19 protein-coding genes are annotated in these 22,676 nt (G+C 67.9%); 12 read left to right on the top strand and 7 right to left on the bottom strand.

All coding sequences use genetic code 11. From position 1 onward, the window contains the following. Positions 1 to 75: 75 nt before the first annotated feature. On the bottom strand, positions 76 to 1,119 hold the full coding sequence (locus ACV7NN_RS06665; RefSeq protein ID WP_463348787.1) for a LacI family DNA-binding transcriptional regulator: 1,044 nt from the start codon (positions 1,117 to 1,119) through the stop codon (positions 76 to 78). 150 nt (positions 1,120 to 1,269) lie between these two features. Between ACV7NN_RS06665 and ACV7NN_RS06660 the strand changes: the two genes are divergently transcribed. From ACV7NN_RS06660 to ACV7NN_RS06640, 5 genes are all read left to right on the top strand, one after another. After that, a complete protein-coding gene (locus ACV7NN_RS06660) occupies positions 1,270 to 2,469 on the top strand; it encodes a DUF4185 domain-containing protein (RefSeq protein ID WP_463348786.1) in 1,200 nt (399 codons plus the stop codon). Positions 2,470 to 2,776: 307 nt separating this feature from the next. Further along, entirely contained in the window at positions 2,777 to 3,292 is a 516-nt protein-coding gene (gene rplJ / locus ACV7NN_RS06655; protein ID WP_463348785.1) for a 50S ribosomal protein L10, read from the top strand. A gap of 61 nt (positions 3,293 to 3,353) precedes the next feature. Next, positions 3,354 to 3,740, top strand: a complete 387-nt coding sequence (rplL, locus tag ACV7NN_RS06650) for a 50S ribosomal protein L7/L12 (protein WP_163291389.1) — start codon at positions 3,354 to 3,356, stop codon at positions 3,738 to 3,740. Positions 3,741 to 4,375: 635 nt separating this feature from the next. Then, positions 4,376 to 4,891 carry a MarR family winged helix-turn-helix transcriptional regulator gene (locus ACV7NN_RS06645; RefSeq protein ID WP_463348784.1) on the top strand — a complete coding sequence of 172 codons (516 nt, stop codon included), beginning with the start codon at positions 4,376 to 4,378 and terminating at the stop codon, positions 4,889 to 4,891. A gap of 4 nt (positions 4,892 to 4,895) precedes the next feature. Then, a complete protein-coding gene (locus ACV7NN_RS06640) occupies positions 4,896 to 6,131 on the top strand; it encodes an MFS transporter (RefSeq protein WP_463348783.1) in 1,236 nt (411 codons plus the stop codon). A gap of 104 nt (positions 6,132 to 6,235) precedes the next feature. Here the strand turns inward: ACV7NN_RS06640 and ACV7NN_RS06635 are convergent, their stop codons facing one another. From ACV7NN_RS06635 to ACV7NN_RS06615, 5 genes are all read right to left on the bottom strand, one after another. After that, a complete protein-coding gene (locus ACV7NN_RS06635) occupies positions 6,236 to 7,243 on the bottom strand; it encodes a LacI family DNA-binding transcriptional regulator (RefSeq protein ID WP_463348782.1) in 1,008 nt (335 codons plus the stop codon). A gap of 21 nt (positions 7,244 to 7,264) precedes the next feature. After that, positions 7,265 to 7,495 carry a hypothetical protein gene (locus tag ACV7NN_RS06630; protein WP_463348781.1) on the bottom strand — a complete coding sequence of 77 codons (231 nt, stop codon included), beginning with the start codon at positions 7,493 to 7,495 and terminating at the stop codon, positions 7,265 to 7,267. A gap of 3 nt (positions 7,496 to 7,498) precedes the next feature. Further along, positions 7,499 to 8,419, bottom strand: a complete 921-nt coding sequence (locus ACV7NN_RS06625) for a carbohydrate ABC transporter permease (protein WP_463348780.1) — start codon at positions 8,417 to 8,419, stop codon at positions 7,499 to 7,501. After that, a complete protein-coding gene (locus ACV7NN_RS06620; RefSeq protein WP_463348779.1) occupies positions 8,416 to 9,453 on the bottom strand; it encodes a carbohydrate ABC transporter permease in 1,038 nt (345 codons plus the stop codon). The genes ACV7NN_RS06625 and ACV7NN_RS06620 overlap by 4 nt, the downstream gene beginning before the upstream one ends. A 92-nt stretch (positions 9,454 to 9,545) precedes the next feature. Then, a complete protein-coding gene (locus tag ACV7NN_RS06615) occupies positions 9,546 to 10,829 on the bottom strand; it encodes an ABC transporter substrate-binding protein (RefSeq protein WP_463348778.1) in 1,284 nt (427 codons plus the stop codon). Between the two features lie 121 nt (positions 10,830 to 10,950). Between ACV7NN_RS06615 and ACV7NN_RS06610 the strand changes: the two genes are divergently transcribed. The 3 genes from ACV7NN_RS06610 to ACV7NN_RS06600 all read left to right on the top strand — a co-directional run bounded on the left by ACV7NN_RS06610 (position 10,951) and on the right by ACV7NN_RS06600 (position 15,912). Continuing rightward, positions 10,951 to 12,621: a glycoside hydrolase family 13 protein gene (locus ACV7NN_RS06610; protein WP_463348777.1), complete on the top strand. Its 1,671-nt coding sequence runs from the start codon at positions 10,951 to 10,953 to the stop codon at positions 12,619 to 12,621. Between the two features lie 46 nt (positions 12,622 to 12,667). Beyond that, positions 12,668 to 14,542 (top strand): ABC transporter ATP-binding protein, encoded by a 1,875-nt coding sequence (locus tag ACV7NN_RS06605; RefSeq protein WP_463351251.1) that lies wholly within the window; start codon positions 12,668 to 12,670, stop codon positions 14,540 to 14,542. Between the two features lie 104 nt (positions 14,543 to 14,646). Continuing rightward, positions 14,647 to 15,912: an Nramp family divalent metal transporter gene (locus ACV7NN_RS06600; RefSeq protein ID WP_463348776.1), complete on the top strand. Its 1,266-nt coding sequence runs from the start codon at positions 14,647 to 14,649 to the stop codon at positions 15,910 to 15,912. A gap of 368 nt (positions 15,913 to 16,280) precedes the next feature. Here ACV7NN_RS06600 and ACV7NN_RS06595 read toward each other — a convergent pair whose 3' ends face one another. Continuing rightward, entirely contained in the window at positions 16,281 to 16,958 is a 678-nt protein-coding gene (locus ACV7NN_RS06595) for a metal-dependent transcriptional regulator (protein WP_463348775.1), read from the bottom strand. A 104-nt stretch (positions 16,959 to 17,062) separates the two neighbouring features. On the opposite strand from ACV7NN_RS06595, the gene ACV7NN_RS06590 reads away from it, so the two are divergent. From ACV7NN_RS06590 to ACV7NN_RS06575, 4 genes are all read left to right on the top strand, one after another. Continuing rightward, positions 17,063 to 18,427: a cystathionine beta-synthase gene (locus ACV7NN_RS06590; RefSeq protein WP_463348774.1), complete on the top strand. Its 1,365-nt coding sequence runs from the start codon at positions 17,063 to 17,065 to the stop codon at positions 18,425 to 18,427. A 57-nt stretch (positions 18,428 to 18,484) separates the two neighbouring features. Next, positions 18,485 to 19,639, top strand: a complete 1,155-nt coding sequence (locus tag ACV7NN_RS06585) for a cystathionine gamma-synthase (RefSeq protein WP_463348773.1) — start codon at positions 18,485 to 18,487, stop codon at positions 19,637 to 19,639. Between the two features lie 103 nt (positions 19,640 to 19,742). After that, complete coding sequence (locus ACV7NN_RS06580) at positions 19,743 to 21,197, top strand: APC family permease (protein WP_463348772.1); 1,455 nt, start codon at positions 19,743 to 19,745, stop codon at positions 21,195 to 21,197. Positions 21,198 to 21,494: 297 nt separating this feature from the next. Continuing rightward, complete coding sequence (locus tag ACV7NN_RS06575) at positions 21,495 to 22,490, top strand: LacI family DNA-binding transcriptional regulator (protein WP_463351250.1); 996 nt, start codon at positions 21,495 to 21,497, stop codon at positions 22,488 to 22,490. The last annotated feature ends 186 nt before the right edge of the window (positions 22,491 to 22,676 follow it).

Below are 22,676 nucleotides of genomic sequence, written 5' to 3'. Positions count from 1 at the left end.
ATGGAGCGCTGTCGGCGGACTTGGTATCGTTACCATAGCGCATCGGCCAACAGGATGGAAAACCGTCGCCCCCGGTCAGGCGCGGACGACCCGCACATGGGTGGGCATCTCGATCTCGCGGGCGGGACCGGGCTCCGCGTCGCCGAGCAGGCGTGAGAACAGGAGCCGCGCCGCCTCGCGGCCGAGTTCGCGCGCGTCGTGATCGACGACCGTCACCGGAACCGGCATCATCTCCGCGAGCTCGAAATCGTCGAAGCTGACGATCGCCGGAAGAGAAGCGCTCTTCGCCTTCGACGGGGAGTTCAGGCGCGCCCCGATCTCCTTCAGGGCGCCGATCGTGTTGCGGTTGTTGGCGCTGAACACGGCGGTCGGCGGGTCGGCCAGGTCGAGCAGGTCGCTCATCGCGATCGACGCCGTCTCGACATCCTGCTGACCGCGGCGCACCAGCTCGGGGTCGACCGGAATCCCGGCCTCCTCGTGCGCGTGGACGTAGCCCTCGTAGCGGCGCTGGCCGGTGAAGACGCTCGTCACGTTCCCGAGGTAGGCGATCCGCTTGTGCCCGGCGTCGAGCAGGGTCTTCGTGCCGCGGTACGCGCCGCCGATGTCGTCCAGGACCACTGCATCCGCCGCCACGCCGTTGACGCTGCGGGAGGCGAGCACGAGGGGAGTGCCGCGCAGGCTCTCCGGCTGCAGGTGGGCTGCATAGTCGCCCGAAGGCACGACGATGAGCCCCTCGACCTGGCGGCCGATGAAGTCCGCGATCAGCTGGCGCTCGCGACCGGTGTCCTCGCCCGTGTTGCCGAGCACGATGCGCCGGCCGTACTGGGCGGCGACCTCCTCGACCCCGAGGGCGAAGGCGCCGTAGTACGGGTTGCCGAGGTTGGTGATCGCGACGCCGACGAGGCCGCTCGCCTGTCCGGGGCGGATGCTCCTGGCGTTCTCGTTGCGGTAGTAGCCGAGTTCGTTGACGGCCTCGAGAACGCGGTCCTGCACCTCCGGGCGGACGTTCTTCCCGCCCGCGAGTGTGCGCGAGACCGTCATCGGGCTGACGCCGGCGAGCTTCGCGACTTCTTTGACCGTGGGCTGCCGCGTCGGGCTCGCCTGAGCGGCAGGATCCATGGTCGCTCCTCGGGGCCTGTTTCGTAGCTGGTAACGACATCAACCTACTACCCGGGCACGCCGTCTACGCGGATTGCTGTACTCGGGGCCGAGTGGATGGTAACGTCAGCGACTGGTAACGATACCAGAAATGTTATGAATGGAGAATCCATGAGGTTACAGAGTCGTACCCGTCTGGCCGGAGCGGTCGCAGCCGTGCTCGGAGTGGCCCTCGTCGGCGCGGCGGTGCCATCCGCAGCCCTGGCGGCGGACTGCGCCGCCGGCCACGCGCCGGCCGCAGCGACGACGACCCCGGCATCGGCCGAGACCATCACCACGTCCGCGTCGGTGGATGCTCCGCTGACCCAGCTGTTCGGCCACTACGGCGACACCGCCGGGCGCTGGACCGGGGCGGATTCTGCCTACAGCGTTGCGCTTCCGGGCGGCCGCACGGCCTGGCTCTACTCGGACACCTTCCTCGGCACCGTCAACGCCGACCACTCGCGCCCCCAGGACGCGCCGTTCATCCACAACTCGATCGTCGTCGACGACCGCGGCAGCCTCACGACCTACACCGGGGGCACCGCAGCGGCCCCCGCGTCCCTTGTCGCCGTGCCCGGCGGCGACGAGAACCAGAAGTGGTTCTGGTTCGGAGACGGCACCGTCGAAGGATCGCATTTGCGAGTGAGCCTCCTGGAGTTCGCGAAGACCGGGTCCGGCCAGTGGGATTTCGCGTTCGACCACACGGCCATCGCGTCGTTCTCGCTGCCCAGCATGCGCTTCGAAGGGATCACCGACCGGCCGGCCGGCACGGTCGAGTGGGGATCCGCGATCTACGAGGATCACGGCTACACCTACGTCTACGGCGTCGAGGACTTGGGGGCGACGAAGTACCTGCACCTCGCACGGGTCAGGGGCGGAAAGCTGACGACCGGCGCCTGGGAGTTCCTCGGCGACGCGGGCTGGACCGCGGACGAGACCGCGTCGAAGCGGATCATGGACGGGGTTGCGAACGAGTTCAGCGTGAGCATGTTCCAGGGCAAGTACACGCTGGTCACCAGCGACGCCACGGAGCCGCTGAGCACGAAGATCGTCATGTACCGCAGCGACTCGCTCGAGGGCCCGTTCACGAACAAGACGGTGCTCTACTCCACGCCCGAGACCTCCGGGAACGTCTTCACCTACAACGCGAAGGCGCACCCCGAACTCGGTTCCGACGGCCGGCTGCTGATCACGTACAACGTGAACAGCTTCGATACGGCCGACGTGTACACGAACGTGGACAACTACCGTCCGCGCTACGTCGACGTGACCGTGAACATCGCGGGATCCGGCAATCACTGCGCGTCGGGCGCGGACGCCGGGCGGTAGCGACCGACACCAACCCACGGTGACGGGGCGCGCGGATTTGCAACAGAGTCCGCGCGTCCCGTAACCTATACGAAGCCAAAGACCGCCGGTTATCGTCGTGCGCGCAATCGCACCCGATCGAAGGCTCACCCAGGTGAGGGCCCGCGCAGGTGTATGAAGATGATTTCGTTTCCGTGTTTCTGACACAGGCGGCGTTTCCAGCTCCGTGCCTCTGCGCCGGAGCTTTTTTCTTTGTGGGCGTCGGACTCCGGTGGTCGAGGCGCACATCGCTTCCGCGATGTGCGACGTAAACATTTAGGAGTAGGCCATGGCGAACAAGGAAGCCACGGTTGCCGAGCTCACGGAACTTTTCGAGAGCTCGACCGCCGTTCTGCTGACCGAGTACCGCGGGCTCACCGTTGCTCAGCTCAAAACGCTGCGCACATCCATCAGTGAGCACGCAACGTACGCCGTGGTGAAGAACACGCTGACCAAGATCGCGGCCAACAACGCAGGCATCTCGTCGTTCGACGAGGAGCTCGTTGGTCCGTCCGCTATCGCTTTCGTGACCGGTGACCCCGTCGCCGTCGCGAAATCCCTGCGCGACTTCGCCAAGGCAAACCCTCTCCTCGTGGTCAAGGGCGGTTACTTCGACGGTAACCCGCTGACCGCAGCAGAGGTAGGCAAGCTCGCCGACCTCGAGTCCCGTGAGGTTCTGCTGGCCAAGCTGGCCGGCGCCTTCAAGGCCTCGCTGTTCGGAGCCGCATATCTGTTCAACGCACCGCTGTCGAAGGCCGTTCGCACGGTCGACGCGCTGCGTGAGAAGCAGGAGTCCGCGAGCTGACCATCCGTTTCCACGGATGACTGCACCGCGGTGAGTAACTAAGAAAACTAAGGAGAAAATCATGGCAAAGCTGTCGACTGACGAACTGCTCGACGCGTTCAAGGAGCTCACGCTCATTGAGCTCAGCGAGTTCGTGAAGAAGTTTGAAGAGACCTTCGAGGTCACCGCCGCCGCTCCGGTTGCTGTTGCAGCCGCCGGCGCCGGCGCCGCAGCCCCCGTTGAAGAGGTCGAGGAGAAGGACTCCTTCGACGTCGTCCTCGAGGCTGCCGGTGACAAGAAGATCCAGGTCATCAAGGAGGTGCGCGCACTCACCAGCCTCGGCCTGGGTGAGGCGAAGGCACTCGTTGACGGCGCTCCGAGCAACGTGCTCGAGGGCGTCAACAAGGAGACCGCAGAGAAGGCAAAGGCTCAGCTCGAAGAAGCTGGCGCCACCGTCAACCTCAAGTAGTCTGCGCCCCGGCATCGGGGCACTTTCCACTGGCTGACCGGCGCTCATCTCGAGCCGCTGGACGCTTGCAACGCGGATCCTCCTCACCGAGCATCCCGCGTTTCGAGGGCGTCGCCCCCGCAACGGGGCGGCGCCTTCGTGCGTTTAACGGACCACCGTCCGTCGGTCGCGCGAGGCATGCGGACGCTCGGCGCCCACGCACGCTCTCCGGCGTGCGCCTGCTCCAGCAATCGCTCACGGAAAGTACCCACGATGAATACCACGACGAGGTGGCGGTCCTTCGCCACGTATTGGCGGCACGTCCTCCATGCCGCACTGTCCGGGGGTTCGGGTGTCGCGCGCACCGCGCACCCGCCGGATCTCTACCGCAGCACGCCCCAGCACGGGCCGGTCCTGCGGTAGCCCCCACCCACGAGAACGCCCCCGGCCAGTACTGCCGGGGGCGTTCTCTGCGAGAGTGCACCATCGCAATTGTGAGCTGAAGAGACGTGCAATTTCATTCCGGCACTTATATAGCCTGGCTCTTGAATTAGATAGGTAAGCTATATATAATTGAAGACATCCCAACCCCGGAGAATCGCGACGATCGGCATGCCCACAAGACCTGCCGCGCGCCGCACGAAAGAACGATAAGCATGAACACCGCACTTCAATCCCGAGCAGCACAGGAGGCGACGCCCGCCGTGGCCCCCGACGCAGAACTCCAGAGGATCCTCGGCGACCTCGTCGTCACGAGCCATCGCCTCGCCCGACTCGCCGCCCGCGTCACGGGCAACACCGAATCGCCGGCGACCTGGCGCACGCTCAGCGTCCTTCTCACGAGCGGACCGCTCCGCCTCGGTGAACTGGCCGGTCACAGCCGTGTCTCGCAGCCGACGATGACGAAGATCGTCCGCAACCTGGTCGAGACCGAATGGATCAAGCGCATCGCCGACACCGACGACGCGCGCGCCTGGCAGATCGCCATCACCCCCAAGGGCGCGAAGGCTCTCGAGAACTGGCGCAACCAGCTCGCGGCCGCCCTCCTGCCCATGTTCGCCGACCTGTCCGATGATGAGGTCGATTCACTCAGGCACGCCGTCGAGATCATCGGCTCGCGTGTCGAACTGACGGATGCCGCATCCGCCGCACTTCGAGGGAGCACCCGCTAAGCACATGACACACGACAAACCCGCGAACATCCTCTCCCAGCCGACCGCCGTGTGGGCGGTGGCCTTCGCCTCCGTCATCGCGTTCATGGGCATCGGTCTCGTCGACCCGATTCTCCCCGCGATCGCGAAGAGCCTGCAGGCCACTCCGACACAGACGGAGATGCTCTTCACCAGCTACCTGCTCATCACCGGCGTCGCCATGTTCTTCACGAGCTGGCTCTCCAGCCGCATCGGCGCCAAGCGCACCCTCCTGATCGGACTCGCGCTGATCGTCGTCTTCGCGCTCGCGGCCGGCCTCTCCCAGAACGTCGAGTCGATCATCGGCTTCCGCGCCGGCTGGGGGCTCGGCAACGCGCTGTTCATCTCGACGGCGCTCGCCACGATCGTCGGAGCGGCGTCCGGTGGAACATCGTCGGCGATCATCCTCTACGAAGCGGCCCTCGGCCTCGGCATCGCGATCGGCCCGCTGCTCGGCGGGCTCCTCGGCAGCTGGAGCTGGCGCGGTCCGTTCTTCGGAACGGCAACGCTCATGGCGATCGGCTTCATCGCGATCGCGACGCTGCTGCGCAAGGACCCGGAGGGCACGCTCACCCCGACGAAGCTGTCCGCGCCGTTCCGTGCGCTCGCCAACCCGGCGCTCGGCTTCCTCGCGGCGGCCGCACTGTTCTACAACATCGGGTTCTTCGTCCTGCTCGCTTACACCCCGTTCGCGCTCGTGCCGCTCGGGGTCTCCAGCGCCATCAGCCTGGGCTTCATCTTCTTCGGCTGGGGCGTCTCGCTCGCTGTCACGTCGGTCTGGGTGGCGCCGCTGCTCACCCGGTGGCTGCCGCGCACGCGTGTGCTGTGGATCGTCATGCCGCTCCTCGCCGTCGACCTGGCGGCGGCCGGCCTCGTCATCCACTCGGTCGTCGGCCTCATCGTCTGCGTCATCGTCGGCGGCCTGCTGCTCGGCATCCTGAACACCGTGCTGACCGAGTCCGTGATGGAGGCGACCGACCTTCCCCGCGCCGTCGCATCGAGCGCATACTCCGGAGTCCGGTTCCTCGGCGGCGCCATCGCACCGCCCGCAGCAACGATCCTCGCAGCCACGTTCACCGCCGCCACGCCGTTCTACGCCGCAGCGATCTCCGTCCTCGTGGCGACGGCCCTCATCATGATCGGCCACCGCCACCTCAAGCGGGTCGACGGTGTCGAGGAGTCGCTCCTCGAAGAGGCCGAGGCACTCACCGCCGCGGCCTAGCCACGCCACCCGGCCTCGAGCACAGGAAAAAGCATCCCCATCGTCCGATTCGGGATGCTTTTTCCTGTGCTTGTGCCCAACGCTGCGGAGCGCCGCTCGGGCGCTCAGCGCGGGGGAGCGGTGCTCGAGCGCTCGACCAGGGAGACGGGCATCTTGAGGGAGCGGGCGCGTGGCTCGCCGCCGTTCAGCTCGTCGAGGAGGATGCGCGCAGCCACGGCGCCCTGCTCGAACGGATCCTGCGCCATCGTGGTCAGTCCGAACGACTCGGCGTAGTCGTGGTTGTCGATCCCGATCACCGAGAGGTCGTCCGGAACGCGCAGCCCGTGGTCCATCGCGGCGAGGATCGCTCCCATCGCCATCTCGTCCGAGCCGGCGAACACCGCGGTGGGGCGCGGACCGGACCGGTCGAGCAGGCTGTTCATCGACGCGCGGCTCACCGGCAGAGAGAAGCCGCCCGGGATGATCCAGTCGCGACGCACAGGGATTCCTGCGTCCCTCAGCGCATCCTGGAATCCGTGCATCCGCCCGATCGGAACCTGACGGTTCAGGCCCTCCTCGTCCTCCCCGCCGAGGTGGGCGATGTCCCGGTGGCCGAGCCCGATGAGGTGCTCGGTCGCGCGGCGGGCGGTGCCGCGCTCGTCGATGCCCACGCTCCGCAGCCCGCGGACAGGCCCGCCCACGACGATGGTGGGATGGCCGGTGGAGGCGAGCTGGTGACGTTCGTCCGACGTGAAATCCAGGCACAGCGCGAGGAGGGCATCCGTTCTCTTCCGCAGGATCGTGCGGTGGAACACCCTCTCCCTGTCGCCCCGGTGACCGCCCAGGTTGAACAGGATCATGTCGTAGCTGGCCGAACGCAGCTCGGCGTCCACGCCTTCGAGCACCGAGGTGTAGAACCAACGGCTCACCGACGGAACGACCACGCCCATCGCGAGTGTGCGTCCGCTGGCGAGCCCCGACGCGCTCGATGACGCGACGTAACCCAGCTCATCCGCCGCCCGCCGCACCCGTGCACGGGTCTTGTCGGAGACGTTCGGGAGCCCGCGAAGGGCGCGCGACACCGTCGCCGTGGACACGCCCGTCGCACGCGCGACCTCGTCGATGCCAGCCACAGTGAGTCACCACTCCGAAAGTCAGGAGCCCGTGTGGAGCCGGTCCGCGGGCTGCCGGGCGGCGTCACGCATGCGGATGCGTGCCCGCCACAGCAGACCGAGGATGATGACGAGAACGAGCAGCGTCAACGCCCAGCCGAGGGCATCGGCGCCCGTGAGCTCGCTCACGATCGTAACGATAAGGAAGACGAAGGCGAAGAAGCCCACGAAACCGATACCCACGTCCACGTAGTAGCCGGGATCCCTGCGCATCGGTTATCCCTTCACGCCCCCGGCGGTGAGGCCGGCGACGATGCGACGCTGGAAGATCAGCACCAGGATGATGATCGGGATCGTCACGATGGTCCCCGCGGCCATCACAGCTGTGTACGGCTCCTGGTGCGGCTGGCTGCCCGTGAAGCCCGCGATCGCGACCGTCACCGGCTGCGTCGCGTCACTGGACAGCTGGCTCGAGATCAGGAACTCGTTCCATGAGGAGATGAAGGCGAGGATCGCCGTCGTGAAGACGGCCGGCGCGGCCAGGGGAAGGATGATCTTGCGGAACGCCTGGGACTGGGTGCAGCCGTCGATCCTGGCCGACTCCTCCAGGTCCCACGGCATCTCGCGGAAGAACGAGGTGAGCGTGAAGACCGTCAGCGGGAGGACAAAGGAGATCTCCGGGATGATCAGGGCCTGGTAGGTGCCGATCCAGCCGATGTTCGTGAACAGCTGGAACAGCGGAGTGATGAGCGCGACACCGGGGAACATCGAGGCGCCCAGGATGATGCCGAGCACGATGCCCTTGCCGAGGAAGTCCAGCCTGGCCAGCGCATAGGAGGCGAAGATGCCGACCAGCAGGCCGACGATCGTCACGCAGATACCGATGAACAGGCTGTTCAGGATCGCCTGGACGAGGTGGTTGCCGCCGGTCGTGGAGAGCGCGTAGGCGTAGTTGTCCAGCGTCCAGTGCGTCGGGATTGGCGTGGTCTCGAACGTGTAGCCGACGTCGCGGAACGACGTGACCACCATCCAGTAGAACGGGATGATGCACCAGAGCACGACGATGATCGCGCTGACGCCCGTGCGGATGCCCTGGTTCCTCCTGCGGCGGTGGAACTTCTTCTTCGCTTCGACGTCGAGCGTGTGTGAGGGGCCTTTGGCCGTGGTGGCCGTTGTGGGGCCGGCGACGGTGGTCATTGTGCCTTCACGCCCTTCTGCTGGTTCTCGGTCGTTCGGACGACGTTGGCTCCGAGGAACCGGACGAAGATGAACGCGACGAGGAAGATGATGAGGAACGTGATGGTCGACAGGGCCGAGGCACTGTTGAAGCCCTGCCTGATCTGTTTGACCACGAGTATCGAGAGGGTGGTCGTGGCATTACCGGTGCCGCCACCGCCTCCGGTGAGGATGGCGGGCAGGTCGTAGATGCGGAGCGCATCGAGCGTGCGGAACAGGATCGCGACCAGCAGTGCCGGTTTCACCAGCGGCAGCGTGACCTTCATGAACCGCTGGAAGGTCGTCGCGCCGTCCATCTTCGCTGCTTCGTAGACCTCTTCGGGGATGATCTGCAGACCCGCGAGGATCAGCAGGGCCATGAACGGGGTCGTCTTCCACGTGTCGGCGATGATGATGGCGAAGCGGGACGCCCATTCGTCGCTGGTCCAGAGGACGTGCATCCCGAGGAGGGCGTTGGCGGCTCCGGCGACCGAGAAGATGAACAACCACAGTTTCGCGGTAACGGCCGTCGGGATCGCCCACGGAACCAGGATGGCGGCCCGGACGAGGCCGCGCCCGCGGAAGGTGCGGTTCATGATGAACGCGAACCACATTCCGAGGATCGTCTCGAGGACGACCGTCGTGACCGTGAAGAAGAAGGTGACGAACACGGCGTTCCAGAACTGCGAGCCCAGGCTGCCCGGGGGACAGCTGACGGTCGTGCCGTTGGGGCCTGCGCACTGTTGGAACAGCCAGTGCGTGTAGTTCTGGAAGCCCGCGAACCCGCCCTGCACGAACAGGCCGGTCGCGGGATCCAGGCCGGCATCCTTCTGGAAGGACATGATGATCGCGCTGATGACCGGGTAGCCGATCACGATGGCCAGCATGACCATCGTCGGCGCGATCAGGTAGATGGCCCACCGGGCCTCTCGGCCGCGGGCCTTCTTGGCCCCCGCCCGGAGCGTCGGCTTCTTGGTGGGCGTCTCGGGTGGTGCGACGACTTTCGAGGTAGACATCGGTGTCTCCTAGATGAGGAAGCGAGTGGTTGGGGATGTCCTGGGCGGCGGAGGTCGAGACTCCGCCGCCCAGGATCGATCGGTTCCCTGGATCAGCCGCCGGCGGTTGCCGACTGGATGGCGGCCGCCATGTCCTTCAGCGCCTGATCGACCGTCTTGTCACCCTTGAGAGCGGCGTAGGCGTTGTCCTGCACTGCGGTGGTGATGGCCGGGTAGAACGGCGAGACCGGACGCGGGACGGCGTTCGCGATCGACGTCTTCAGTGTGGCCAGGTAGGGCAGCTGCGAGTTCAGCGTCGCGTCGTCATACAGGGCCGACAGCACCGGTGCCAGGGATCCCTGGGTCACGAAGAACTTCTGGGTCTCTTCGCTCTGCAGGAACTTCAGGAACTCGAACGCAGTCGCCTTGTGCTTGGAGTAGACACTGATCGCGGCGTTGTGTCCACCGAGGCTGGAGACACCGGGGCCGTTCACGCCAGGGAGAGGTGCGATGCCGAAGGTGTTCTTGACCGTCGAACTTCCGTCGGTCTTGGCCAGGCTGTACACGTACGGCCAGTTGCGCAGGAACAGCAGCTTGCCGGCTTCGAATGCGATGCGGCTCGGCTCCTCCATGTAGGTGATCGCTTCGGGCGGGATGTCGCCGTTCTTGAACGCATCCGCCAGCCGGCCGAGGCCTGCCTTGGCTTCGGGGCTGTTGACCGTGACGGTCTTGCCATCGTCGCCGACGATCGTGCCGCCGTTGGTGTTGATCGCCTCTGCGGCATTCACGGTGAGACCTTCATACTTCGCGAACTGTCCCGCGTAGCATCCGATGTGGTGTGCCTTGGCGATCGCGCAGTCCTTGAGCATGTCGGCCCAGGTCGCAGGCGGCGTGGGAACGAGGTCCTTGCGATAGTAGAGGATGCCACCATCCGAGGTCTGCGGTGCGGCGTACTGCGTGCCGTTGTAGGTTCCGGACTTGACGGTCGGTGCCAGGAGCGCTGAGTTGTCCATCTTCAGGCTGCCGGTGAGCGGCTGCAGCCAGCCTTTGGCGGCGAACTCACCCGTCCACACCACGTCGACATCGACGACGTCGTAGTTCGGGTCCTTCGCTTGGAAGTGCTGCACGAGGTCGTCGTGCTGCTGGTCGGCCGCTGTGGTCTGCTCTTTGAACGTGACCTTCTCGCTGGGATGCGCGGCGTTCCACTTGTCGACGAGCGGGCGCACGACGTTGCTGTTGTCCTTGCCCTGGACGTAGGTGATCGGACCCTTGCCCGTGAGGTTGGCGCCGGCGTCTCCGCCTGACGAACCACCAGATGACCCCCCGCCGGTACATCCGGCGAGTGCGATACCGAGGACGGCGACTCCGGCTATGACGGAGAGACGTGCTGCTTTCATTTCACTCCTCGTTGAGCTGCTTGGTGCAGGCGCGGTTGCGTCTTGGTTCGTCACGCTATACCGTGACCCGGGGATATGCAAGCGTTTTACGTAAGCGCTTGCATCACGATTTGGAGCCGAAATGACCGAAAAACCAGACATCCGGTCCTCTCCCCAGACGGGGGTCGCCAAGGCGACCGACTGGTGGCGGGATGCGGTGATCTACCAGATCTACCCGCGGTCCTTCGCGGACTCCGACGGAGACGGCATCGGCGACCTCCGCGGTGTCGCCGGGCACCTCGGCTACCTGTCCGGCCTCGGGGTGGACGCGATCTGGTTCTCCCCCTTCTATGTCTCTCCGCAGGCCGACGCCGGCTACGACGTCGCCGACTACCGCGACATCGATCCACTGTTCGGCACGCTGGCGGATTTCGACGCGCTTCTCGCCGACGCCCACGACAGGGGCCTGCGCGTGATCGTCGACCTGGTGCCGAACCACACCTCGAACGAACACGCGTGGTTCCGCGAAGCCGTCGCCGCCGAACCCGGGAGTGCGGCGAGGGAGCGCTACCTGTTCCTCGACGGTCACGGCGAGCACGGCGAGCTCCCACCCAACAACTGGACGAGCGTCTTCGGCGGCCCCGCCTGGACGCGGGTGGACGACGGGCGCGAGTCACCGCAGTGGTACCTGCACCTGTTCGATCCCGGCCAGCCCGACCTGAACTGGCGCAACCCGGAGGTGGTCGCCGAGTTCAAGGACATCCTCCGGTTCTGGCTGGATCGCGGGGTCGACGGGTTCCGCATCGATGTTGCGCACGGGCTCGTCAAGCAGGCCGGCCTTCCCGACTGGCACACCACGTCGGCGGAGCTCGAGGGCGGCGGCAATCGCGGTCCGATGTGGGACCAGGACGACGTGCACGACATCTACCGCGGCTGGAACGCTGTACTTGCCGAGTACGGAGCCGACCGCATCCTCGTGGCGGAGGCGTGGGTGGCGCCCGCCGAACGGCTGAGCCGTTACGTGCGCAGCGACGAGATGCAGCAGGCGTTCAACTTCGATTTCATGACGGTCGGCTGGGACCCGGTCGGCATGAAGGAGTCGATCGACCGGGCGCTGGCGACCAATGCGGCGGTCGGGGCGACCACGACGTGGGTCCTCTCCAACCACGATGTCGTCCGTCACGCGTCCCGCTTCGGACTGTCCGACCCGACGAGCTGGCCGCGGGGGATCGGCGCGCACGAGGAGCAGCCGGATGCTGCGCTTGGGCTCAGCCGGGCACGGGCCGCGACCCTGCTCGTGCTCGCGCTCCCCGGGTCCGCCTACATCTATGAAGGGGAGGAGCTGGGGCTCCCGGAGCACACCACTCTCCCCGACGAGCTTCGCCAGGACCCGAGTTTCGCGCGCACCGGCGGCGCCGAGACCGGCCGGGACGGCACCCGGGTTCCGATCCCCTGGCTGGCGGATGCGCCGGCCTACGGCTTCAGCCCGACCGGCGCGACCTGGCTGCCGCAGCCGCCCGCGTTCCGTGCGCTCGCGGCCGACCAGCAGGAGGGCGTCGCGGGTTCGACGCTGGAGCTGTATCGCGAGGCGCTCCGGCTGCGGCGGGAGCACGGTCTCGGGCGCGGTGCGCTGGAGTGGAGGGCGGCGGATGCGTCGCACCTGTCGTTCGCGAACCGCGGCGTGCGCGTGCTGACCAACTTCGGCGCCCGACCGCTTCCGTTGCCGGCCGGGGCGCGCATCCTTCTCGCGAGCGAACCGGATGCGGTGAGTGGCGGTGCGCTGGCAGCGAACCGGACCGTGTGGGTGGTCTGATCCCGTCAGCACTGTCGTCCGTCGAGCGTAGGCTCGGTCCGTGAGTATGCGGAGTGCGCCCGTCGGTCGAGGCGGCCGGGTGAGCGGCGGCGACGTCGCCGCCCAGAAGGCGCTCAACGCGACCGCGCCGAAGATCCCTCACCTGATGCGGCGCATCAGCGGACTGTTCACGCCGCACAAGCCGGCCCTGGTGATGACAGTCTTCCTGGTCCTGGTCGGTGCTGCGCTGTCGGTGGTGCCGCCGCTGCTGACGCAGCGCGCGTTCGACGACGGGCTGTTCCCGAAGAGCGGCACTCCGGACATGCCGGTGCTCGTCTCGATCGTCGTCGCGATGATCGTCGTGTTCGTCACGTCTGCGCTGCTCGGGGTGTGGCAGACGTACCTGACCGCATCCGTCGGCAACAAGGTGATGGGCGCACTCCGGGTGCGCCTGTTCAGCCACCTGCAGTCGATGGAGCTCAGCTTCTTCACCAAGACGAAGACCGGGATCATCCAGTCCCGCCTGCAGAACGACGTCGGCGGCGTGGCGAGCGTGCTGACGAACACCGTCTCCAGCGTGCTCGGCAACACGGTCACGGTGATCGCCGCGTTCGTGGCGATGCTCCTCCTCAACTGGCAGCTGACCGTCATCGCGGTCATCCTGATGCCGATCCTCGTGGTCGCCCAGCGGAGGGTTGGGCAGGTGCGGGCACGCATCGCCACGAAGACGCAGGAGTCGCTGTCCGACATGACGGCCATCACCCAGGAGACGTTGAGCGTCTCCGGCATCCTGCTCTCGAAGAGCTTCAACCGCCAGGCGACCGAGGTCGGCCGCTACGACGACGAGAACCAGAACCAGATCCGGCTGCAGGTGAGCCAGGCGATGAGCGGTCAATGGTTCTTCGCCATGGTCAACGTCTTCCTCTCCAGCATCCCGGCCATCGTGTACCTGGTCGCCGGGTGGCTGATCCTCGGCGGAGCGAACGACATCAGCGCCGGAACGATCGTCGCCTTCACGACCGTGCAGGCCCGGCTGCTGTTCCCGCTTCTCGGGCTCATGCGCGTCGCCCTCGACCTGCAGACCTCGGGCGCCCTCTTCGCCCGCATCTTCGAGTACCTCGACCTGAAGCCCGCGATCGCAGACCGGCCGGGCGCGATCCCGGTCGACACGTCGCACGACCTCGGACGCATCGAATTCGATCACGTGACGTTCCGCTATCCGGATGCGCGTCCGGGCGAGCGCGCGACGCTCGACGATGTCTCGTTCGTGATCGAACCGGGGGAGTTCGCGGCGTTCGTCGGTCCGTCCGGCGCGGGCAAGACCACCGTGTCCTATCTCATCCCCCGGTTCTACGACGCGACCGCCGGCCGGATCGTCTTCGGCGACACCGAACTGCGCGACCTCGAGCAGGAGTCGCTCGTCTCCCACATCGGCGTCGTCAGCCAGGAGACCTATCTCTTCCACGCGACGATCGCCGAGAACCTCCGCTACGCACAGCCGGACGCGACCCAGGAGCAGATCGAGGCGGCGGCGAAGCTCGCGAACATCCACGAGACGATCGCCTCGTTCCCCGACGGCTACGAGACGATCGTCGGCGAACGCGGCTACCGGTTGTCCGGCGGCGAGAAGCAGCGCATCGCGATCGCCCGCGTGCTGCTCAAGAACCCCGAGGTGCTCATCCTCGACGAGGCGACCAGCGCCCTCGACTCGATCTCGGAGCGCGTTGTGCAGGCTGCGCTCGACACGGCTTCCCGCGGTCGCACGACGATCGCGATCGCACACCGCCTGTCGACGATCGTGGCGGCGGATGTGATCTTCGTGATCGACCACGGGCAGGTGGTCGAGCGGGGGACGCACCGCGAGCTCATGGATCGCGGCGGTGTGTACGCGCGGCTGTATGCCGAGCAGACCGAGGGCGCGTCGTCGCCCGTGCTCGACTGACGGCCGACGTTCACCACTGTCGTGCCAGGGTGCGTCCGGGTCTTCGGCTGGACGAGGCCGGATGTTAGGCTGGTCTAACATTTCTGCCAGTGGTGGGGAGCGGCATGTCCGTCGACGTCGAGGGCCGTACCGGGCGCCGTTCGCCCGGAGGTCGCCGCTCGCGCGCCCGGGCGCTGCTCCTGCTCGGGCCCGCCTTCGTGGCGGCCATCGCCTACGTCGACCCCGGTAACGTCGCGGCCAACCTGACCGCCGGCGCCGAGTACGGCTACCTGCTGGTCTGGGTTCTCGTCGCCGCCAACGCCATCGCCGTCTTCGTGCAGTACCAGTCGGCGAAACTGGGGATCGTCACCGGGTCCAGCCTGCCCGAACTGCTCGGTCAGCGGCTGTCGACCGGGCCGCGGCGTGCCTTCTGGGTGCAGGCCGAACTGGTCGCCGCAGCCACCGACCTGGCCGAAGTCATCGGTGGGGCGGTCGCGCTCAACCTGCTGTTCGGCATCCCGCTTCCGCTCGGCGGACTGATCGTGGGAGTGGTCGCGATCGGCATCCTCGCCGTGCAGTCCCGCCGCGGGCAGCGGTCGTTCGAGGCGGTCATCGTGGGGCTGCTGGCCGTGATCGCGATCGGGTTCCTCGCCGGGCTGTTCGTGAGCCCCGTCGACTGGCGCGCGGCGGTCGGCGGGCTCGTGCCGCGCTTCGACGGCGCTCCGACCGTGCTTCTCGCGGCGAGCATGCTCGGCGCCACGGTCATGCCGCACGCCATCTACCTCCACTCCTCGCTGGCCCGCGACCGCCACGGCCACCATCTGGACTCGAACGTCGTCTCGCGGCTGCTGCGGGTCACCCGCTGGGATGTCTTCGGCGCCCTCGCCATCGCCGGAGCGGTGAACATCGCGATGCTCCTGCTCGCGGCTGCCAGCCTCGGCGGGCAGAGCGGCACCAACACGATCGAGGGCGCGCACGCGGCGATCTCTGTGGCGCTGGGTCCCGTGATCGCTGCCATCTTCGCGATCGGGCTGCTCGCATCCGGGTTCGCATCCGCATCCGTCGGAAGCTACGCGGGGGCGACGATCATGTCCGGGCTGTTGACGATCCGCGTGCCGCTGCTCCTGCGGCGGGTCGTCACGCTCATCCCGGCGATCGCGATCCTCGCTGCAGGGGTCGAGCCGACCTGGGCGCTGGTGATCAGCCAGGTGTTCCTGAGCCTCGGCATCCCGTTCGCGCTGGTGCCGCTCATCCGGCTGACTTCGAACAAGGAGGTCATGGGCGAGCGCGCGGACGGGCGGGGGATGCGCATCCTCGGCTGGACCATCGCGGCCCTCGTCGTCGTGCTGAACGCAGCGCTCGTCGTGCTGACGATCGTCGGGCTGGCGTAGCTGGCGGTTGGGCCGGGTCGGCGATGCCTGTGCGCGCCATCCCGGGCGCCGTTCGGTCGCCAAAAGTTCCCCCCAGCTCGATTCCTCGCCAAAAGTTTGGCGACCAGCTCGATTCCTCGCCAAAAGTTTGGCGACCAATCTAGGCCGGGAGTGGGTGCGCGGCGGCTGAACGTCGTTCGGTCGCCAGAAAGTCGGGACAGAGGGCGATCGGCCGCCAAAAGTTTGGCGACCGGATGCGCGGGGCGGATGCGCGAGCGGATGCGCGGGGCGGATGCGCGGGGCGGATGCGCGAGCGGATGCGGGGGCGGATGCGTGAGCGCAGGGACCGGGACGAGGACCGGGGCTAGGGACGAGGTCGGATGCGCCCCCTACGCGGGAGGCGCCACCCAGACGGCGGATGCGGCGGTCGCGCCCAGGTCGACGGCCGCGGTCGCGCCGTCGAGGGTAACGGTCGCGTCGCCGGCGGGCGCCCGCTGCCCGGTCACCGTCAGGACCGTGTCGAGGCGGATGCCGTGGTCGGCGAGGTAGCGGAGCACGGCCGGGTCCGCATCCGAGATGCGCGTGACCACGAGCGCCACACCCGCGGGTGCGTCGGCCAGCGGCACGGCATCCGGCCGGTGGGGCGTCCCGTCCGGGGCCGGGATCGGGTCGCCGTGCGGGTCGCGCGACGGGTAGCCGAGCCTGCGGTCGATCCGGTCGACCAGCGTGTCGGAGACTGCGTGCTCGAGCACCTCGGCCTCGTCGTGCACTTCATCCCACCCGTACCCGAGCATCTCGACCAGGAACGTCTCCAGCAGCCGGTGCCTGCGCACCATCGCGACCGCGTTGGCGCGGCCGCTCTCGGTGAGCTCGATGCTCCCGTACGGCTCGTGCACGAGCAGGCCCTGCTCGGCCAGGCGGCGGATCCCGTCCGAGACGGTCGCCGCCCGCACCCCCATCCGCTCGGCCAGCTGCTTCACGGTGATCGGCGTCGGCGACCACTCGGTCGCGGCCCAGATCACCTTGAGGTAGTCCTGCGCGGTCGTCGACAGGTCGGACACGGGCATGGGCACCATCCTAGGAGCCGGGCGGCGGCGACACCGGAACGAGAAGCTGCGGCAGCACCGATTTCCGCGTGTGACCCGGCGACACCCCCTGTTAGGTTGTGAGGGTGAAGTATGCGGAGACCGTCCTCGAGCTGGTCGGCAACACACCCCTCGTCAAGCTCCACAAGGTCGCTGAGGGGATCGCGGCGACGGTGCTCGTCAAAGTCGAGTACCTGAATCCCGGCGGCTCATCGAAGGACAGGATCGCGACCCGCATCATCGACGCCGCCGAACGCGAGGGGCTTCTGAAGCCCGGCGGAACGATCGTCGAGCCGACGAGCGGCAACACCGGTGTCGGGCTCGCCCTCGTCGCGCAGCAGCGCGGTTATCGCTGCGTGTTCGTGCTCCCGGACAAGGTGGGCGAGGACAAGCGCAACGTGCTCACGGCCTACGGGGCCGAGATCGTCGTGACGCCCACATCCGTGCCGCCCGAGCATCCGGATTCCTATTACAGTGTCTCCGATCGGCTGGCGGCCGAGATCCCCGGTGCGTTCAAGCCGAACCAGTACGCCAACCCGAACGGGCCGCTCAGTCACTACGAGACGACGGGTCCTGAGATCTGGCAGGACACCGACGGCCGGGTGACGCACATGGTCGCCGGTGTCGGCACCGGAGGGACCATCACCGGCGTCGGCCGGTACCTGAAAGAGGTGTCCGAGGGACGCGTGCGCATCGTCGGCGCGGACCCCGAAGGTTCCGTGTACTCCGGCGGCAGCGGCCGTCCGTATCTCGTCGAGGGTGTCGGCGAGGATTTCTGGCCCGCCGCCTACGATCCGGGCGTGGTGGATGAGGTCATCCCCGTCTCCGACGCCGATTCGTTCGCGATGACCCGGCGCCTCGCTCGCGAGGAGGGCCTGCTCGTCGGCGGCTCGAGCGGCATGGCGGTGGTCGCCGCCCTGCGCGCCGCCGCCGACCTCGGCCCGGATGACGTCGTCGTCGTGATCCTGCCGGACGGCGGCCGCGGCTACCTGGGCAAGATCTTCAACGACAAGTGGATGCGCTCCTACGGCTTCAGCGATGTTCCGCACGAGGCGACGGTGCACGACATCATCGGCACCAAGAACCGTGACCTCCCGGACCTCGTGCACGTGCATCCGAGCGACACGGTGCGCGACGCGATCCAGATCATGGCCCAGTACGGGGTCTCGCAACTGCCCGTGCTCACCGCCGAGCCGCCGGTGGTCATCGGTGAGGTCGCCGGCGCGATCGACGAGACGGCCCTGCTCGACGCCGTCTTCACCGGGCGGGCCCAGATGAACGACGATGTGGGCGCCTTCACGGGGGAGCCGCTCGGTCTCATCGGTGCGAACGAGCCGGTCTCGGCCGCGCGCACGGCGCTCGGCGGCGCCAGTGCCCTGCTCGTCACCGACGAGGGCAAGCCCGTCGCCGTGCTGACCAGGCAGGACCTGCTGAACTTCCTGAGCGCCTGACCCGCGAGGGCGGGAGCGCACACCGGACCACCAGAACGAATGTGAGGACTCATCGATATGGCTGACAGCCGCCAGGGCTTCGACACGCGCGCCATCCACGACGGACAGGAGTTCGATCCGACGACCGGGGCGATCATCCCGCCGATCTACCAGACGTCGACGTTCGTACAGGACGGTGTGGGCGGCCTGCGCGGCGGCTACGAGTACGGGCGTTCGGGCAACCCGACGCGGGCGTCGCTCGAGACCCTGCTGGCCTCCCTCGAGGGCGGGCGTCGCGCGTTCTCCTTCTCGTCCGGCCTCGCAGCCGAGGATGCTCTGCTCCGCGCCGTGCTGAAACCCGGGGACCACGTGGTGCTGGGCAACGACGTCTACGGCGGGACGCACCGGCTCATCAACCGGGTGCACGGCGCGTGGGGCGTGCGGAACACCACCGTCGACCTCAGCGATCTCGGCGCGGTCGAAGCGGCGCTCGCGACGGAGGGGACGCGCATCCTCTGGATCGAGACGCCGAGCAACCCGCTCATGAAGATCAGCGACATCGCGGCGCTCGCCGCACTCGGTCACGCGGTCGGCGCCCTCGTCGTCGTCGACAACACGTTCGCGTCGCCGGCGCTGCAGCAGCCCCTTGCACTCGGCGCGGACGTGATCGCGCACTCGACCACCAAATACCTGGGCGGTCACTCCGATGTGATCGGCGGCGCGCTGGTGATCGACGACGAGGAACTCGCCCAGCAGGTCGGGTTCATCCAGTTCGCCGCGGGCGCCGTCTCGTCGCCGATGGATGCATGGCTCACGGTGCGCGGGATCAAGACCCTGGGTGTGAGGATGGCCCGCCACTCCCAGAACGCGCAGGCGATCGCGGAGGCGCTGGTCGGCCATCCCGCGATCGAGGCGGTCTACTATCCCGGCCTGCCCGCGCATCCGGGACACGCGCTCGCCGCTCGGCAGATGAGCGGGTTCGGCGGGATGCTCTCGGTCGCGCTAGCCGGCGGTGCGGCGGCCGCGCGCCGGTTCGCCGAGTCCACGACCGTCTTCCAGCTGGCGGAGTCCCTGGGCGGTGTCGAGTCGCTGATCGGCTACCCATCGGAGATGACGCACGCTTCGGTGCGCGGAACGGCGCTCGAGGTGCCGGACAACGTCATCCGGCTGTCCGTCGGCATCGAGGACGTGGTCGATCTGCTCGCCGACATCGATGCCGCGCTGGCGCGCTGAGCGTGCGGAGGCGCCGGTCGATGCGACTTCCCCCGGGCGGCGTGGGCTCACGGATGCCCGGCGGCTTCTCGGCGATGTCGGTGGCCCGCACCATCATGGAGACATGACGGATCGCAGGCCACCGACGTCTGCTGCGTCCCAGGCAGTCCCGGCCAGCCCACCCCACGGCCATCTCGGGCTCGCCGGCGGCACGGCGCTGTATGTCGCAGCGGTGCTCGGCACGGGCATCCTCGTGCTACCGGCACTGGCGGCCGCGGCTGCGGGCCCCGGCGCCATCCTCGCCGTCGCAGCGCTCGCGGTGATCTCGATCCCGCTCGCGGCGACCTTCGCAGCGTTGGCACGGCGCTATCCGGATGCGGGCGGTGTCGCCACGTTCGCCCGTCGCGCGTTCGGTCCGACAGCGGCCCGCGTGATCAGCTACTGGTTCTTCTTCGGCACGCCGATCGGTGCACCCATCGCGGCCCTCATGACCGCGCAATACGTCGTCGCCGTCATCGGGGGCACGCGTACGACGACCATCGTGATTGCCATCGCACTGATCGCGATCCCGGTGGTCGTGACTGCCTTCGGCGTTCGCTTCGCCGGCTGGCTCCAGCTCGTTCTCTCCGCGGCGCTGGTCGCGGTGCTCGTCTTCGTGCTCGCATCCGCTCTTCCACACGCTGACGCCGCTAACCTCACACCGTTCCTGCCGCACGGCATTTCGGGGGTCGGCGCCGCAATGAGCCTCTACATCTGGGCTTTCGCCGGGTGGGAGGCGGTCGCGGGCATCGGCGGCGAGTTCCGCAACCCGAACCGCGACATCCCGAGGGCGACCGCTCTGGCGCTCGTCATCGTGTCCGTCGCCTACCTGGCGATCCAGACCACGACGGTTGCCGTGCTGGGCGCCAAGGCCGCAACGAGTGCCGTGCCCCTGCTCGACCTCGTCCTGGTCTCGAGCGGTCGAGGGGGCGGAATCGTGGTCGCGGCGATCGCTGCGATCGTCGTCACCGGCGTGTTCAACGCGTACCTCGCGGCGTTCAGCAAGCTCGGCGCGGCCATGGGGCGCGACGGCGACCTGCCCCGCTGGTTCGGCCGCGGAGTGGAGAACGGGGGAGTGGCCAGGCGCGGGCTGCTGCTGTCCACCGTCATCATGGCCGTGTACTCCGTCTTCGTGATGTCCATCGGCGAACTGCAGCCGGTCATCCTCGTGCATACCAGCATCGCGGCCTCGGTTTACGGCGTCGGCGTGGCCTCCGCGATCGTGCTGCTTCCCCGCTGGTCGGTCGGGTGGTGGATGGCGGTGGCCTCATCCCTGTTCGCCGCCGGACTCCTCGTGCTGGCCGGTCCCAACCTCGTCTGGCCGTTCGCCATCGCCCTCGTCGCCGTCCAGGTGGGGGTGATCATGCGCCGCCGTGCCCGCGCCCGCGAGCGTGCCCGCGCCCGCGTCACGTCGACTGCGACGGGCGCACTCGGTCCGTCGGCGCACTCGTCGGCCGCCACAGCTCGGGCCGAGCCGTCGGCAGAGTCCTGCGAAGCCGCCGACCGTGCGGCCGGCGAGCTGTCGGTCGAGCGCCCGTAGCGCGAGCGTCCCTCACGCGGTCTCGTACGTGCGCTTCCGTCCGCGCGCGCATTCGCGCTTGCTCCTCGCGCGCGCTCGCCCCGCGCGCCCGCTCGCCGCTCGTCCATGCGCTCACCAGCCCGCCGAGCACAGGGAAAAGCATCGCAATCCCGGTGCTTGGGATGCTTTTTCCTGTGGTCGAGTGCGACCCGTCGCCGTGCATAATGGAACGCGTCCAGCCGCCGCGCGCTGGTGCGAACGCCGATCGATCGGATTTCCCGCGTGACCGAAGAGACGCCCAAGGGCCGCGCGCCGAGCATGCGTGACGTCGCGCGCATCGCCGGGGTCTCCCACCAGACCGTGTCGCGCGTGATCAACCATCACCCGAGCATCCGGGATTCGACCAAGCAGCGGGTGCTCGCCGTCATGGACGAGTTGCAGTACCGGCCCAACCGGGCCGCCCGTGCACTGGTGACCAGCAAATCCAACACGATCGGCGTGCTCGCCGCGTCGGCCGCGTCGCTCTACGGCCCCGCGAGCAGCATCAGCGCGATCGAGGATGCGGCCCGTGACGCCGGCTACTACGTCACCGTCGCGCACCTCGGCAGCCTCGACCATGAGGACATCGTCGCCGCGATCGACCACCTGATGGCGCAAGCGGTCGAGGGCATCGTGGTTGTCGCACCGCAGGCGCCCGTGCTCGAAGCGATCTCCGCCGTGTCGATCGGCGTGCCGTACGTCACGATGCAGACCGCCGGCGTCCTCGAAGGCCATGAGCTCTCGGTCGACCAGATCGCGGGGGCGCGGGCGGCGACCCGCCACCTCATCGACCTCGGCCACCGGCACATCGTGCACGTGGCCGGCCCCCAGGACTGGCTCGAAGCGCGAGCCAGGCTGAAAGGCTTCACCGACGAGCTCGAGTCGGCCCGCCTTGAGCGCACCGAGCCGATCCTCGGTGACTGGACGGCGGACTTCGGCTACGAAGCCGGTCGCGCGCTGCTCGCGGATCCCCGCGTGACGGCCGTGTTCTCGTCGAACGACCAGATGGCGCTCGGTTTGCTGCACGCCATCCGCGACGCCGGTCTCGATGTCCCCGCCGATATCAGCGTCGTCGGGTTCGACGACATCCCCGAGGCCGCGCACTTCTGGCCGCCGCTGACCACCGTTCGCCAGGATTTCGCGGAGCTGGGGCGCCGCTGCATAGCGCTGCTTCTCGCGGACATCGACGGCGTCAGCTCGCCGGTCGGCGAGTTCGTGCAACCTCAGCTGATCGTGCGGGCGTCCACTTCGCGCCCCGATCCCGCACGTTCATAGTGGATGCCGCGCGTCAGCAATTCAGGAACATGTGTGACCGGAGTGACGAAAGCGCATCCGATCGAGCATCCGCAGCCTGTTTCGAAATCATCCGTCACGCCGGTTCCTGAATTAATGAGCGGATGCCCGCAACTATTGAGCGGATGCTCGCGCCGCAGCGAGGGAATTGCCGAGGGGGACATCACG

The organism is Leifsonia sp. Ger2509 (genome assembly GCF_055231915.1).
The sequence above is the reverse complement of the archived record's forward strand: the minus strand, read 5'-3'. Positions and strand labels throughout refer to the sequence as shown.